Raw genomic sequence first — 15,458 nt, forward strand, 5'->3', positions numbered from 1 at the left:
ACGTTCGTCGCGTTTCGACGCTGTCTCAGGATGTCTGTGGATGAACGACCACTCTGTGGATGGATTGGCTGTTACCAGTCTCGAGCCTGACGATGCTGTCGGACGCGGATGCTGAGGCCGGCCGATGGAGTCCGCGGTCGTGGCTCCCGGAAAGGTGAATGAACCATCCACGTGCTCAGACGTCTGCAACGGTCCATTGACTCACGACGGGTCCAAACGTGAATGGACCCTTGCACGGTCGAGACGTGTGCAAGGGTCCATTGACGAGGAGCGGGGGCGGGCGGTCAGTCCTCGAATACCCGCAGTTGTCCGTCTTTGTACCAACCCGATCGGGTGACGTCGGCGGTCTCGAGTTCAGCGGGCACCGCGCTCGGGTAGTACTGCTCGTAGCGCTCCAACGATCCCCAGTCCCTGGCCCAGTCGTTTTTCAGGTAGGTGGGAACGGTGACGGGCTTTGCGAGCAGTTCGGACCAGCCCAGTGGACCGCCGTTCTCGCCCGATTGCCATGTGTCGGTGGAGCTGACGGCGAGTGGGCGGTCGGGGAGGATGCGGTATCCGGGCACTTCGGCGACGCCGTAGCGGTGGTCGAAGGGACGTTGGCACGGGAACTGAAGTCCGACGGCCCAGTCGAGCAGAACGGGCTGCTCACTGCCGATCATGGTGTTCAGGTTTTCCATCACCGGAACTCGCGGCGGGGTGAATGCGAGCCATTGGTCGCCGGTGAGGTTGGGGTCGTTGGCGACGATACGGACGGCGTCGGCGTCAGGTGCGATGTCCGCCAACGGGATTCGGAGGTTGCGCCACGAAGGTGCGGGTCCGATGTCGCGGGGGAGGTAGGTGCCCTCGGCCTGGACGGTTCCGTCGGGCTGACGCTTGCCGTATTCGAGCAGCAGTGACTGTCCGTAGGTGAGTGCTCCGGTGTCGTCGTACGACCAGATGCGTCCGGCTGCCGAGAAGACGACCAGGGGTGCGTCGTCGCTCCGAGCGGGCAGTTGGTACCAGCTCGACGTGGCCGACGCGGGTTCCTGGATGCCCTCCTGGTACGAGCCGAGTACCGGGGTGGTGGCGGGGTCGAGACCGAAGGGTAGAGCTGCGTTCGAGCCGTTGACGCCCACGGCTCCGGTACCGCCTGCGGTGCCGGAACTCTGGCCTTCCTCGAAAGCGGGTCCGACGGCCTGTTGGTCGGTATTGCCCTGTCCTGGTTTGACTTCCACGGCATCGGCGCTGAGGTCACTGGGAATGCCGTTGGCGGTGAAGTTACGCAGGGTGGAGCTCGATCCGCCGAGCGGGCCTGCGGTGGCATCGAACTCGCCCGGCAATGGGTTGAGGATGCCTGCGTTGGGGTTGGACTCGACGAGGACATCGTTTGCGAGGCCGCACGAATTGCCCAGGACCGATTGCACATTCGAGCGTGCGAGCGAGTAGGCGGGGTACTGCGAGACGGCACCCTTGACGAGCGAGAGCACCTCGAACAGCACCATGATTCCGGCGATGACGGTCAGCGGTGCGGCAGCGAACTTTCGGATGCGTTTACCGCGCGCAGACGTCGGCTTCGGCTGTGGCGGAGCGTATCCCTCGCGCAGGTACTGGAAGGCGGCGACGGCGAGGACCAGTCCGAAGAGGATGAGGAACAGGGTGCCCGATTCGTTGCCGCCCAGCGACACCGTCTTGTCGAACCACGGCACGCCGTAGCTCGAGACGTACCAGTAGCCGTTGATGCCCGAGAACGACAGTGCGAGAACGAACATCAGCCCGGCTGCGAACAGTGAGCGGTTGCGCCGCGAACGCAGGGCGCTGGCGGAGACGGCCACCGCTGTCAGGGCGGCGAGCCCACCGGCGATTCCGGCGTAGGAACCGAAGTGGTGAGTCCACTTGGTGGGGTTGAACATCATGAAGAAGATGGTGCCGAGTACGACGCCCAGCAGACGCCAGGCCGGGCCGTTCGCGATGCCGGGGATGCGGCGACGACGCAGCAGCACGAACAGCGTCGTGAAGAGGCACAGGAGCATCGTCAGGAACGCGAAGCGGCGTGCGACGGAGCCGTCGACGGTCTGGACGAAGAGGTAGTAGTACCGCAGGAAGTCTTGGTACCAGGCCTCGTTGGGGCCGATGATGGTCCGAACTCGGGTGGACTCGATGACCGTTGCGTACGTCTGGTCGGCGAAGACCACGACGAGGACGAGCACACCGGCGGCGGCCAACGGTGCAAGCAGGGCCAGGGTGCCGACCTGACGGTGGCGTCGGACGACAATCCGCGCGATGGGTCGCGCGCCGGCGAGAAGTGCTGCCACACACATCAATCCGGTGGGAGCGGCGGCGAGGGTGAAGGCTCCGATGAGACAGGCCGCGGCGGCGGGGAGCAGCCTGCCGGTGGCGATGGAACGCTCCACCGAGCACCAGGTGAGCAGTGCGCCGAGGGCGACGATCGGTTCGGGTCGCAGTCCGTTGTTGTACGGGAGCCAGAAGGCGAGGAACACCAGTCCGCCGGTCCAGAGCGCGACGTTGGACTTGCGTACCGCGCGTCCGAGGCGCGGAACCACCTCGCGGCTGATCACCATCCAGCACAGGACTCCGGCGATGAGGGCGGGCAACCGCATCCACGGGCTTGCGGTCGAGATCTTGGCGAAGACGGCGAGCACGTCGTAGTACCAGCCGAACGGTGCTTCGGGTACGCCGAACCAGCGGAAGTAGTTGGCCATGTAGCCGGAGTGGTCGGCGGCGCGGGCCATCGTGAGCAGGTAGCCGTCGTCGGAGGTGTTGGCACCGACGAAATGCCACCCCACCAGAACACCGAGGACGGTGACGTCGACACCGGTGAACTTCCACCAGTGGGACGGGAAGAAGCGGCGGTGTGCGCGGCGATCGGTGCCGTCGAGTCGTCCGAGTGCGCCGATGGCCAGCGCGGTGCAGGCGATCGCCAGGATCATGATCAGCAACTTGAGCAACGTCGGCGACGACGAGAAGCGGGAGTCGACGTCGACGGTGACGGACATGTCCGCGGGTGCCGCGCCGCTGAGATCGCTGAAGATTCCGACGACCTGGGGGCGCAGATCGCCGTCGAGCCGGCCTTGCAGGGGCTGGCCGTCGTCGTTCGTCAGGCCGGTGAACGCGGCCGATGTGTACTGGTCGTTCGAGGTGATTTCGATGGCCGCGCAGCGCGTGCTCTGGACGTCGGCGCGAGGCGCTGTCGCGACCACGACGTTGCGATCGAGGACGTCGACGTTCGATTCACCGACGCGCACGAACAAACTGTTCAGCGCAGCGCCTTCACCCTGCGGGGGTGCCGTCGCCAACAACAGCCCGCCCGACGCGGGGAGCGCGGCGACAGCAGAGCACGGCAGGGTCGCACTGAGGCTCACCGGTGCCTGGGACACCAGCGGGGCGTCCACGTCCTGCAGGAGCCCGTTCTGCGGCCACGCAATGGTGGCGGTGGTCTGCGTGACAGGGGCGAACGGAGTGATCAGTGCGAACAGCACACCGAGCACGCCGGCCACCATGGCGATCAGCCGTGGAATTCGTACCTGAGCACGAAGTTCGTCCGAGGCTCGCAGTGGAGCGGGGACGGGGGGACCAGCTGATGAATCTGTCACGACGTCGGGCACGAGAGTCGATGTTATGCGAGCGTGACGAAGAGGTCACACAGGCACCGTCCCCGTAACCCACCGAAAAACGGGAATTCAGTCTGTTTTCATCGGTCCGTCGCTGGACAGTCCCGACCGAGACTGCTGCTCGACGGCGATCTCGGCCGTCGCGGCGTCAGGGTCGAGTGGCATGTATCTCTCGATCGAACCCCAGTCCCGGGCGTAATCGTCGGCAAGATACGACGGCAGCGTCTGCGCCCCGAGGAGCAGTTCGGTCCAGCCGAGTGGGCCACCGCCGATCGAGTCCTGCCAGGCGTTGGTGGATTCGGCCCCGGTGCGGTCGGGCAGAATCCGGTACTTCGGAACCTCGGCGACGCCGTCCCGATGATCGAACGGTCGCTGACACGGGAAGGCCAGTCCGACGGCCCAGTCCAGCAACACCGGGTCGGTCGATCCGACGAGCGAGTTCAGCGTCTGTGTCTTCGGGACGCGAGGCGGGGTGACGGCGAGCCATTGGTCGCCGGCCAGATCGTTGTCCTCGGCGACGATGCGAACGACGTCTGCCTCGACCGGTAGATCGGTCATCGGGACCCGCAGATTGCGCCACGACGGCGACGGGCCGATATCGAGAGGCGTCACGCGCCCCAATGCCTGCACGTCGCTACCGTCGCGGCGTCCGTATTCCAGTTCGACGCGTTGGCCCGGGGTGACGATGCCGTCCTTGTCCACCGATCGGATTCGGCCTGCGGCGGCGATGGCGATCAGGTCGCCGCGGTCGGTGTCGGAGAGCTGGTACCAACCGGAGGTCAGCGATGCAGGCTCGGTGGCACCGAAGCTACCGAGCACCGGAGTGGTCGCGGGATTCAAGCCGAAGGGCAGGGCAACCGAGCTACCGTTGATTCCGACGTTCTCGTTGGTACCGCCGGAGGTGCCCGCGGAGTTCGACGAGGTTGCCGCCGCGCTCTGTTCGGAGTCCTCGGCCCGGATGGAGTTGGCGCTGCCCTGCGCGGTGTCCTCGGAGTCTGCGGTCAGATCCTGGGCGACGCCGTCGGGCGTGAATCCGGTACTACCGCCCGCTCCGAGTGCTTCCGCTGCTGGGTCGATCGGTGGTAGCACCGATCCGTTGACGTCGGTTTCCACCTGCACGTCACCGGCGAGTCCGCACGAATTTCCGGCGAGAGCCGAGAAGTTGGAGCGGGCGATGGAATACGCGGGGTATTGCGCCACAGCGCCTTTGGCGAAAGAGAGCACTTCGAAGGCGACGACGCCGCCGGCGACGATGGTCAGTGCGGACGGCGCGAATCGGCGTCGTGTGGTGGGTTCTTTTCTGCGATAAGGCAATCGGACGTGCTGGTAGGCCGCGTAGAGCAGAGTCAGAACCGTCAGGCCGAGCAGGATCGTCGAAAAGCCCTTGCCGGCAATGGACGGCGGCTTGTCGAACCACGGAATTCCGTAGCTCGACACGTACCACCAGCCGTTGGAGCTGGTGAACGCCACTGCCGTCAGGAACAGAACAGCGGCAGTGAACAGTGTTCTGTTGCGTGGAGATCGTACGGTCGCCGCGGTGACGGCCACTGCCGCCAATGCGGCCAGCGACGCCGCGAGACCGGCGTACACACCGAAGTGGTGGGTCCACTTGGTGGGGGTGAACATCATCAAAGCCAATGCGCCCAGGATGATTCCGAGTATCCGACGCGACGGCCCGGTGGCGGTTCCGGGAATGCGTCCGTTCTTACGGAGCATCACCGCGATGCACACGACGATGCACAGCAGCATCGCGAACATGCCGAACCGTCGGGCGAGCGAGCCGTCGGGTGAGATGGTCATCAGTGCGTCCCAGCGCACGCGCTCTTCGAACCACGGCACGTTCGGTCCGATGGCCGAGCGCACCCGGGTGGCTTCGAGCACGGTGCTCAGAGTCTGGTCGGCGAAGATTGCGATCAACACCGCCAGTCCCGACGCGACCAGCGGCGCGAGAACGGCGAGCAGACCCACCTCCCGAGCCCGCTTGACCACGATCATCACCAACGGGCGCAGCCCGGCGAGCAGGGCGGCGACGGCTATCAACCCGGTGGGTCCGGCGGCGAGGGAGAAGGCGGCGATCAGCGTGCCTACCGCGGCTGGGAGCAGTCGTCCGGTAGCGATGGCGCGTTCGATCGAGCACCAGGTCAACAATGCGCCGAGAGCGATGATCGGTTCGGGCCGCAATCCGTTGTCGTAGGGGAGCCAGAAGGCGAGGAACACCAGTCCCGCGGTCCACAGTGCGACGCGGTTGGTGAGCACCGCGCGGCCCAGACGCGGGATGACCTCGCGGCTGATGACCAGCCAGCACAGCAGCGCGGCGATGGTGGCGGGCAGGCGCATCCAGATGCTGGCGGTGCTGACCTTGGCGAGGGCGGCCAGCATGTCGTAGTACGGCATGCCGAACGGCGCCTCCGGGACGCCGAACCAACGGAAGTAGTTGGCCATGTAGCCGGCGTTCTCGGAGACGCGGGCCATGTTGAGCAGATAACCGTCGTCGGAAGTGTTCGCGCCGATGAAGTGCCACAGCACCAGCACACCCACCACAACGGCGTCGACTCCGGTAACGGATTTCCAGCGCGAGGGAAGGAATCGTCGGTGGCGTCGCCCGTCCATGCCGTCGAGTCGATGCAGCGCGAACAGGGAGGCGATGACAGCGAGTGCGCCGACGATCATCGCCAGCAACTTGAACGTCGTCGGAGTGGAGGAATAGCGCGAGTCGATGTCCACGCGCACGTTCAGGCCGTCGACCGGTGCCGTGAGATCGGTGAACACGCCGACGACCTGGGGCCGGATGTCTCCGTCCACGGTGTTCGCGTTGCCGTCGAGGTCGACGACCGTGCGGGTGGCGTTCGACGATACGGTCAGCGCGCAGTTACCGCTCAGCTCGTCGACGGGTGCCTCGGCAAGAACGCGATCGCGCAGCAGCACCTGCAGTCGGCCGTCGTCGACCCCAACGATCAGTGCCTTCTGCTCGGTCTTCGCAGCCGCGATGGGTGCGGTGGAGACCAGTGTGCCGCCGTCGGTGAGAGCCGTGGCCGCGCTGCACGGAACGGTTGCCTCGAGGTCGACGGGCGAGTAGCTCACCAACGGGGCGTTCACGCTGCCGAACGAGCTCTGTGGCCACGACAGCGTCGCGACGTCCTGCTGAACCGGCAGCAGGGGCGTTGCGATGGCCAGGAGTGCACCGACGATTCCGGTGACGATCGCTATCAGCCGGGCGGTCTTGACGTTCGGAGCGGTCTCGGGCACGCCGACGATGCTATTGGACGAGCGTCCGCACATCCCACACCCACACGCCACCGGTGTATTGCGGCTGGACACCGAGCAGTTCGGTGACGGTGGTGCGCAGTGCAACGGTCCGCTTGCTCGGCGGCAGTACGACCACGTCCGCCTCCCAGAACGTCAGATCCTCGACGGCCTGCGCACGTTGATCGTCGGTTATCTCCGGGACAGTGCCTTGGTCGTACACCGAGCCCAGCAACAGTGCCGTCGGCCGGTCGACGGCTCCGTACTTGGCAACCTTCTCTTCTTGATCACTCGGTCCGACGAAGTATCCGGCTGCCAGCTTGAAGCCCATGTCGGCGTCCATCTGCCAGCGCAGCGGGCGGGCGTCCTCGGGCCGTGGCAGGGGCACGGTGACGACGGAACCGTCGTCGACGAAGTTCTCCCACTCACCGTCGGCGAAGAACTCCGGCGTCGGAGATTTGTCGACGGCAACCAGCGGCGTCGGGATCAGCGGAACGAGCGCGAGGGCGAGTCCGGCAATCCAGAAGGCAGGCAGTGGGCGCAGTCCGTTCCGGAACGTTCGATCGGTGGCCAGTACAAGCAGCAGGGCCAATGCGGGGACCGCACCGAGGGCGAAGCGGGTCTCGAGGACGGATTCGACGAGTGGGTACTCGGCGAGCTTCGTCCACGGCAGGGTAATGCCGGTGTCGTTCTTGCCGATCATCAGCGTCGCACCGAGCGAGAGCACGCTCATGACGATTGCCGTTGCCGCCGCCGCTCTGGCGCAGGCAACACGCCACATCCACACCGCGGCCACCAGGCACAGCACCAGCAGCGGCCACCCGAAGTACGCGTTCTCTTCGGTGGCGTTGATGCGGACGTTCTGCCCCGGAGTCGCGACGCCGCCGATCGATTGCGTCGGGAACTGGAACAGGGCCTTCGCGTCGTTGCCCATCGGTCCGTGTTCGAGGAAGGAGTACGACTGTGGTCCGAAGAACTGCCACCACAGCGGAAGCGCGACGATGGCCAGCGCGATCGTGGCCGATACAGCGAGCCGGGGCACGGCATTGCGAACAGCCGGCCACAGCGAACGTGGCCGGGTCACGTAGTAGGCGACGGCGAAGATGGAGAACGACATCGCGAAAATCAGCAGCGGCTCTTCGCCGAGAAGGATCTGCAGCGCGACGATCAAGCCGAGCCCGATGGTGTTCTTGGTGGTTCCGCCGCCGTGGGCGATGCGCGTGACCAGCATCGCGATGACCGGAAGCAGGAACAGCACCACGAAGTTGGGGTGCCCGTTGGCGTGGGAAATTGCTCCGGGCGCGAAGCCGCACAGCGCACCGCCGATCGCGGCCGCACCCTTGGAGGCGTTCAGCTGACGCGAGAACAGCCAGTACCAGGCGAAGGAGGTTCCGGCGAGGCCGGCGGTGAGGGCGATCGCCCAGGTGACGGTCGGTCCGAAGAGCACTGTGATCGGGGCCAGGGGTATCGAGATGCCGAACATTGCCGTGTTCGCCATCAGATTCACCCCGAGCGGGTAATTCTGCAGGTCACTCGACAGCGGGTTGTCCAGATGCGCGACGGCATGGGCGGCGACGGAGAAGAACCACTCCCACATCGTCTGGTCCTGGCCACTGTTGTAGAGGTAGCCGCCGCTCAGATTCCGCCACTGGCCCTGCAGGACGTACACCGCGGCCACAAGGAATCCCACCGCCGCAACAGCGTCACCGCGCCCGACGCCGGAGTGTCGAGCCGGTGCCGTGGTCGGCTGCCGCTCGAGAACTCTCTGGTCGTGGGTGGTCATCGCGTCGAGGTTACAGAAAGATCACGGCAGGCGGAAACCTGAACGACGTGGGTCACACCGTTGGGTGGGAGCCTGCCCGCTCTGTGACTGGAGACCCCCGGACTTGTTCCCAGTCATAAAATTCTGGCCCATTTATTGAATAATTCAGTGATGTAACACAACTCAAGTCTACAAAAAGAACTTGAAGTATGTTTCGGCAGCAAACCTCGGTCCGGGCGCTTGTTTGTTGCACAATGAGCCTGACAACTGTTCAAAAATCGAACAACACGCTCGACATGCCTCAGAAGGGTTGTCGATCATCACTCAGGAGTTCACCGTTGACGACCCCCGTATTCCCTAGCGTCCACTCGGCACATCGGCCGAGCTCACGGGCACACGAACCCGATATGCCCGGCCCTCTCCGAGAAGGGCTCGATGCCGGTCCCTGGTCGACGCGTTGCGCCGGGGGAACCATGACATTGACGGCCGCGACGCCATCGGGTTCCCCGGAGCTGTGGTCCCGCTACGTCGAAGGAGCGTGGGAATCGTACTCTCGCCATGGTGTCACCGCTGCACTCGATATGGACGAAGTCGCTTCGGGCGCAACGACAACCCTGTTCTACGTGGTGCTCGACAAGGCAGGGCAGATGCTCGGCGGCGTCAGAGCCCAGGGCCCGTACACGATGATCGAGCAATCCCACGTGTTGGCCGAATGGGAGGACTCGCCTGGACTGCCGCTGGTCACCGAACTGTTGCACGCTCGGCTCTCCCACGGGATCGTGGAAATGAAGAGCGCGTGGGTGGATGCGGGGGCCGCAGGGCGGACGGTGTCGAATGTCCTGGCTCGAACCGCATTGCCGACGCTCGAATTGACCGGTAGCCGGTACCTGTTCGCCAGCGCGGCCGATCACGTCCTACGTTTGTGGGAGAGCTCCGGGGGGCGGATCGACCACGCTATCCCTGCTGCGGCGTACCCGAGTGAGCAGTACAGGACCGTCATGATGTGGTGGGACATGGACTCGCTGGCCCGCAACGCGAGGCCCGAGGTGTGGCAGTCGATGGTCCGCGAGGCCCGCTCACTGTGTGGGTACGGTCAGCGCATCCCGTCGGTGGCGTGACGGCTGGTGGAGTCTTTGGGGCGGCTCGTCCGCGTCTGTCCGGACCTGGGGCTGCCCGACCAGCCGATCGTGAGTGTGCCTGCGTGGTACGCCCGATCTCGACCGTCGGCTTTGGCGCGGTAGAGCGCTGCGTCGGCGGCACGGACGACCGCGTCGAGCACCTGATCGAGACCGCCCGATTCGCTGGAAGCAACGCCTGCGGTGGGCAGCGCCGGGTCACCGGGTGCAGTGGGTCGTACGTCGAGTGTCACCGTTCCGATGCTGACAGTGACCGGGCAGTCGGACCGGATTCGATCGAGTATCTGCTGCGTGAGTTCGTGACCGTCTCGGTGCGGGGCGAGGATCAGGAACTCTTCGCCACCGGTTCGCGCGACGACTGCTTCGGATTCGCCGACCTCTGCGTGTACAGCGCGAGCCAGGGTGTCGGCGACTGCCGCAAGCGTTCGGTCCCCGGCCGTGTGACCGGCGGTGTCGTTGACGGTCTTGAAATAGTCGACATCGACGACGAGAGCAGACAATGGTTCCCTCCGCTCGCACGCCTCGTGCACGAGGACCTGGGCATTCGAGAGCAGTCCACGGCGATTGACCAGCCCCGTCAACGGGTCCGTGTCGGCCAGCCGTTGCAGTTTCTCGTTCACCGAGGACAGGGTTCGGCGCAGGCCGCCGATGAGCGCAACCGGCACCAGCACCGTGGTCGCGGCGGCACCGATCGCAACGGCAGTCACCGCCCACCCCGAAGATCCCACACTGACCACCGACAGCACCGTGGCCATGACCACCGAGGCCGCCGACAAGCCGGCGGTGACTCGTGGCGGTGAGCTCGATGCCGCAATTGCCGGAACGATGGCCAGCATCGAGGTGACCGCACGCGTGCCGGATGGATCGGCGATCAGGAAGGCACTGATCGCGACTCCGGTCATGCCTCCGAACCCCAGGACGGCGAATTGGCGTTCACTCAACCTCCCCACTTTGGCAGCGAAGAGCACGGTGACGGCGGTGAACGTCAGCACCACGATGAGAATCGGAAGTGCGTTCGGCCGCAAGAACGTCGGAGACAGCAGGGCAATAGCCAACAGCGGTACGGCACCGGTGGCGCTGGCAATGACTGCGGTCGTGCGGGTATCGAGCCGTGACCGCCAGGAGTTCGCTCGCCGACGAGACGACTTGTCGATCACGTTCATCGGGTAATTCCTCGGATCAAAGTCGGGCGAACCCCAAGAACAGTATCTGGCGATGCGTCCGGTCGGGGGTGCGCCCGCTCATACGTTCTCAGGGCCGGCTGCCGGGTCGCGTCCGGTGCGCACCAACGCATCCAGGTCGATTCGCCGCCGACCGGACGGGAGCGGTTCACCGCGGCCGAATGCCCTCACAGCAGCGGTCACAGCGGCACCACCGAGCGCGACGTCTCCGCCGAGCTGTGGCCAGGTCGAGAGCGTGCGCCCGATTTCCGGCACCGATGCGATCATTCGGGGCGTCAGTTTGGTCGGTTCGAGCAACGTCGCTGCGATTGTGCTCTTCTGTTCGACGGTCAAGTCGGCCACATCCGCGGTCTTCATCTCTCCGAGCAGTCCGTGGAACACCGGTCGGTCGGGTTCGAGATCGAAGCGTTCGACATCGAGGACGCCTCCATCGCTGGTCTCCATCACCACGGGGATACCGCGGGCGCGGGCGTGATGACGGACCAGCAGTTTGGTGTCGATCGAGTCGCATTCCTCCACAACGAGATCGAGCCCGTCCAGAAAGCCATCGAGAGTCTCTGCCGTCACACCGTCCGCGAACACCTGCACATTCAGGTAGGGGTCGAGTTCGGCGATCCGTCGGGCAGCGACGACCGCCTTGTTCACGCCCAAATCGAACACCGAGGACGGGACACGGTTGAGATTCGAGAGATCGAGCTCGTCGAAGTCCGCCAGACGCAACTCGCCGCACAGTCCTTCCAGCGCGAGGGTGTGGGCGACGGCGTGGCCGACACTCAACCCGACAACTCCCACTCGCAATCCTCTGAACCGAGCTTGTTCCTCGGAAGTGATCTTGTTTCTGTTGCGGTCCAGTCGCAGCCGATCGAAGTCGCGTGGGCCGAGGACCCGCACCATTGTGCGCCGCCATGGGTAATGCACCCACCGTGGCAATTCCTCGGAGTCGCCCGCTATCGCGGGAAGTAACCGGCGGAGCGAAGCCAGCTGATCCAGTGTCGTGTCGATGACACTGACGTTGGGATCATCGAGCAGAGCACGGACCACCGCATCCTGTTCACGCTCGGATGGGTCGAACACCGTGTGCTCTGACATTGCTGATGCTCCGCATCTTTCGGATGACTGTCGACGACGAGCACGCCGATCATGTCCGACGGCCTGGAGGCATGTCAGACTGTTTCACGGTACTAAAGACTCTCCGGCAGTGCGGGTCAGTAGCAACGCAGTCGCCGGCATCACCACTGTGGCGAAGCCCGTATGCAGGCAACGCCCCCGCGTGCCTCGGCGCAGGGAACGAAAGTCTTTGTGCATGTGCAGCACTGGGATCGAGAATATGGGGTGAAAGTTGGGCGTCGACGGTGACTTCGATGAGCGTTTCAGCTCACTGATCTCAGTCTTTCAGCCGATCGTCGACTCGAGGACCGGGCTGGTGGTTGCGCACGAGGCGCTCACCCGGTGGCCAGCTTTTCCGGACACCTCGCCGGACCAGATCTTCGACATCGCTCGCACCATGGGGATAGCCGAGGAACTGGACCGTAGATGCATAGCGTCAGCAGTCGCCGCAGCGGCGCAATTCACCCCCGCCGACCACCCGCCACGTACGTTGTTCGTCAACATAGAAGCCGAAGCGATTTCCTCCGAGAACTCGTCGACCTCGGCCCGTCGCCTCAGCGAACTGTTGCGTGGAGGCGGCTCGCAGGTTCGGCCCGTTGCGGAATTCGCCGAACGCTCCCTGCTCACAGACCCGGCGCGGTTACTCCGATCAGCCGACCGACTGCGACGTGACGGCATCATCATCGCTCTGGACGACGTCGGTGCCGACCCCGACTCGATGGTGGTCCTGCCCCTTCTCGCACCCGAGGTGATCAAACTCGACAGATCGTTGCTCGACGACGACCTCACGGGCGACAAGCTCGCCACCTTGCTCGCCGTTCTTGCCTACGCGAGCCGGTTCGATGTTGCACTCATCGCCGAAGGAATCGAAACCGAGAGACAGAAGGAGAAGGCGATCGCGTGGGGTGCCGCCTACGGACAAGGATTTCATCTCGGCCGGCCCGCCCCCCTCGATGCATCCCAGACGTCGTCCTTTCCGGTACAGCCACGCCCTCCTGTGACGAGACCGTTGACAGAGATCCTCGACGACCGTGCCACCGACACGACATCGATCTCGGTCCTCGCGTCCATTTCCGACCACCTACTCGACTTCGCAACGGCCACCGCGGAAGCTCTGACGATTGTGATCGCATTCCCAGAACCCGACATGTGCTCAGCCGACATGGCGCGAACGCTGCGGCGTCTCGCACGCAAACACCCGTATGTGAAAGCACTCGACGCACCTCGTGCACTGTTCACCGCCACCGACGGGGTACGCCACGCCGACCTGGTTCAACCCTCGGAAAGAATCGGTGCCATCGCCGTTATCGGCCAACGGTTCTACTGCGCGCTGGTCGCACGCCCACTCGACCCCAATGGTCCGGCGTCGCCGTCGAACCAGTGGAGGTACTTCCTCACTGTCGATCCAGCCCAGGTCTGCACAGCAGCACACACGCTGATCGTGAACAGTACGAGCCCCACCGACCCGGGTACGTCCGGTTGGCTGGGCTGACACTCGAAGTTCGACCGTGCCCAACCCCGATGTCGGTCAAGCAGTACGAACGACCAGCGCGAAGGGGCCGATATCCGTCACCGTGAAGCGAGGATCCTCGAACAGTGACTCGGGGAAGGTGACGGTGTAGCGACGCACGTTGGGGTCGTTCGGGTAGACGTCCTCGGCCAGGCGCAGTGTGTAGCCGTCGGCTCCGCGTCGGAACAGGAAGGCGTCCGGCGCGCGCCACTGGCTGGTGTTCAACGCCTCGATCAACTGATCGGGTGTCTCGAGCTCGGTCCACCGCTCGATGGCGTCGGCTCGCTGATCGAACTGCGCCAGCGGGTTGGCGTAGTGCGAGGTCAGTCCTTGGAAGCCGAAGTACGGGTAGTAGCTGAGGAACGAGGTGTCCGCAGTCAGCACGACCGTCTCGTCGCGTGGGCGCTGAGTCTGCTCGGTGAGGGCGTCGTCTACCTCGCGGTAGTACGAGACCGCGCTCGGTGGGCGCATGTCGGCGCGGTTGCCGTCACCGTCGGTGTCGGAGTACGCGACGGTGATCTCGCTCTGCAGTACCTGGGGGATGTTCTGCGCGAAGGCCATGGCACCGATGATCGCCACGACGACGGCCGCGATACGGAACTTGGGCGGTTCGTTGATGGCCTGGTAGATCGCGTGACTACCTTCGAGAAATCCGAAAACGCCTGCGCTGCCCAGTAATACGATCAAGACCGCTTCGAGTCGGAAGGAAAGCAACGTGGTGCCCGCGGCCGTGGCGGCCATGGACAGCAGCGTCCACAGGTAGATCGAGACGACGCCGACGCCGAGTGCCTGCGCTCGACGCGAGGAGGAGAAGCGCACTGCCAGCCATACCGTGCCGATCAGGCACAGCGCACCCGACATGGAGAACTCGAACATCGGGAAGGGAAGTGTTGCACCGGCTTCGGGTAGATAGTGCAGCGCCGTGCCCGATGTGGACGGTGCTCCGCGCAGGAAGTCGATGAGGTACGGCAGCCACACCGTCGCGGCGATGACGCCGGAGATGGCGGCGATCGAGGCGACCTTGATTGCGATGGGCACCAGTACTTTCCAGGTCTTGCGCTCGCGATAGGCGAGAACAGCGGCGAACAGCGCCATGAGTACGACGGTGAATGCGGCCAGGCCCAGGTACAGGGTGTAGAACGTCGCGGCCAGTCCGAGGAAGAGGCCGGTGCCTGCCGCCGCTCCCCACCCGCCGGCCGCTTTTCTGTGCAACGCACCCCATGCCAGCACAAGTGCGGGGGCGAACAGCAGCACGATGACGGCGCTGTAGGCCTCGGGGGAGGCGTAGGCGACGACGAGCGCAGTGGTGACGGCACTGGCGGCGACAGCCCAGTCGCTGCGAATCAGGGCCTTCCACAACACGAATGCGACCACCGATGTGACGGCGAGCAGCCCGATTGCGTAGGGCTTGAATACTTCCCACCCGTCCATGCCCAACACGTTGCCGACGCGTCCGCCGAGCCAGAACCAACCGGCGGGGTAGAACGGCGGGATGTCGGTGTACGTCATGTCGCGCAACGACGCCGAATCGGTCAGGCGCGTCAGGTATTCGGTACGGAATTCCTGGTCGACCGAGATGCCGAACAGGTACAGCTTGGTTGCCGCCAAGGGCATGCCGAGGGTGACGGTGACGAAGCCGGACAGACCGACCCACGCCGAGAGTCGAGCGATCCACGGCCACTTGTGGATTCGGTACAGGTAGATCGACGTGGCGAACAGTGCCGCAGCTACGACCTGGCCCAGGGTCGTCAGAGCGCGAGTGACGTTGGACGAGTTGAACGCCGGCCACTGAACCAGTGAGAAGGCGTACAACCCGACCGTAGCCACGACGACTGCGACGAGGATTCCGGCAACTATTTCTCCGACGGCAGAAGCAGTTCTGCGCGCCGGCGCAACCCCGACAGTCATACA

The 15,458-nt window shown here is 64.8% G+C and carries 8 protein-coding genes; 2 read left to right on the forward strand and 6 right to left on the reverse strand.

What is annotated here, in order from left to right; all coding sequences use genetic code 11:
- Window positions 1-284: 284 nt before the first annotated feature.
- The 3 genes from CH305_RS09750 to CH305_RS09760 form a co-directional block, all read right to left on the reverse strand.
- On the reverse strand, window positions 285-3,602 hold the full coding sequence (locus tag CH305_RS09750) for an arabinosyltransferase domain-containing protein (protein WP_094703536.1): 3,318 nt from the start codon (window positions 3,600-3,602) through the stop codon (window positions 285-287).
- Window positions 3,603-3,677: 75 nt separating this feature from the next.
- Entirely contained in the window at window positions 3,678-6,887 is a 3,210-nt protein-coding gene (locus CH305_RS09755) for an arabinosyltransferase domain-containing protein (RefSeq protein WP_094703537.1), read from the reverse strand.
- Window positions 6,865-8,634 carry a glycosyl transferase gene (locus CH305_RS09760; RefSeq protein ID WP_094703538.1) on the reverse strand — a complete coding sequence of 590 codons (1,770 nt, stop codon included), beginning with the start codon at window positions 8,632-8,634 and terminating at the stop codon, window positions 6,865-6,867. Before CH305_RS09760 ends, CH305_RS09755 begins: the two co-directional genes overlap by 23 nt.
- A gap of 386 nt (window positions 8,635-9,020) precedes the next feature.
- Here CH305_RS09760 and CH305_RS09765 point away from each other — a divergent pair, with 386 nt between their 5' ends.
- On the forward strand, window positions 9,021-9,731 hold the full coding sequence (locus CH305_RS09765; RefSeq protein WP_255182626.1) for a hypothetical protein: 711 nt from the start codon (window positions 9,021-9,023) through the stop codon (window positions 9,729-9,731).
- On the opposite strand, the gene CH305_RS09770 is transcribed toward CH305_RS09765, so the two are convergent.
- The gene (locus CH305_RS09770) at window positions 9,707-10,912 is read right to left on the reverse strand and encodes a diguanylate cyclase (protein WP_032405387.1); all 1,206 of its coding nucleotides are present in this window, start codon (window positions 10,910-10,912) and stop codon (window positions 9,707-9,709) included. The genes CH305_RS09765 and CH305_RS09770 overlap by 25 nt on opposite strands.
- 78 nt (window positions 10,913-10,990) lie before the next feature.
- On the reverse strand, window positions 10,991-12,019 hold the full coding sequence (locus CH305_RS09775) for an Rv1355c family protein (RefSeq protein WP_052077914.1): 1,029 nt from the start codon (window positions 12,017-12,019) through the stop codon (window positions 10,991-10,993).
- A 250-nt stretch (window positions 12,020-12,269) separates the two neighbouring features.
- Between CH305_RS09775 and CH305_RS09780 the strand changes: the two genes are divergently transcribed.
- Entirely contained in the window at window positions 12,270-13,529 is a 1,260-nt protein-coding gene (locus CH305_RS09780) for an EAL domain-containing protein (RefSeq protein ID WP_094703539.1), read from the forward strand.
- A 36-nt stretch (window positions 13,530-13,565) separates the two neighbouring features.
- On the opposite strand, the gene CH305_RS09785 is transcribed toward CH305_RS09780, so the two are convergent.
- Complete coding sequence (locus tag CH305_RS09785; RefSeq protein ID WP_052058610.1) at window positions 13,566-15,455, reverse strand: galactan 5-O-arabinofuranosyltransferase; 1,890 nt, start codon at window positions 15,453-15,455, stop codon at window positions 13,566-13,568.
- Between the last annotated feature and the right edge of the window lie 3 nt (window positions 15,456-15,458).

The organism is Rhodococcus sp. 15-649-2-2 (assembly GCF_002258645.1).
Classification (GTDB): Bacteria; Actinomycetota; Actinomycetes; order Mycobacteriales; family Mycobacteriaceae; genus Rhodococcoides.

Excerpts from the sequence above, each read along its gene's own strand:
- CH305_RS09755 (WP_094703537.1), bottom strand. The coding sequence starts at position 6,887 with ATGTGCGGACGCTCGTCCAATAGCATCGTCGGCGTGCCCGAGACCGCT.
- CH305_RS09760 (WP_094703538.1), bottom strand. The coding sequence starts at position 8,634 with ATGACCACCCACGACCAGAGAGTTCTCGAGCGGCAGCCGACCACGGCA.
- CH305_RS09765 (WP_255182626.1), top strand. The coding sequence starts at position 9,021 with ATGCCCGGCCCTCTCCGAGAAGGGCTCGATGCCGGTCCCTGGTCGACG.
- CH305_RS09770 (WP_032405387.1), bottom strand. The coding sequence starts at position 10,912 with ATGAACGTGATCGACAAGTCGTCTCGTCGGCGAGCGAACTCCTGGCGG.
- CH305_RS09775 (WP_052077914.1), bottom strand. The coding sequence starts at position 12,019 with ATGTCAGAGCACACGGTGTTCGACCCATCCGAGCGTGAACAGGATGCG.
- CH305_RS09785 (WP_052058610.1), bottom strand. The coding sequence starts at position 15,455 with ATGACTGTCGGGGTTGCGCCGGCGCGCAGAACTGCTTCTGCCGTCGGA.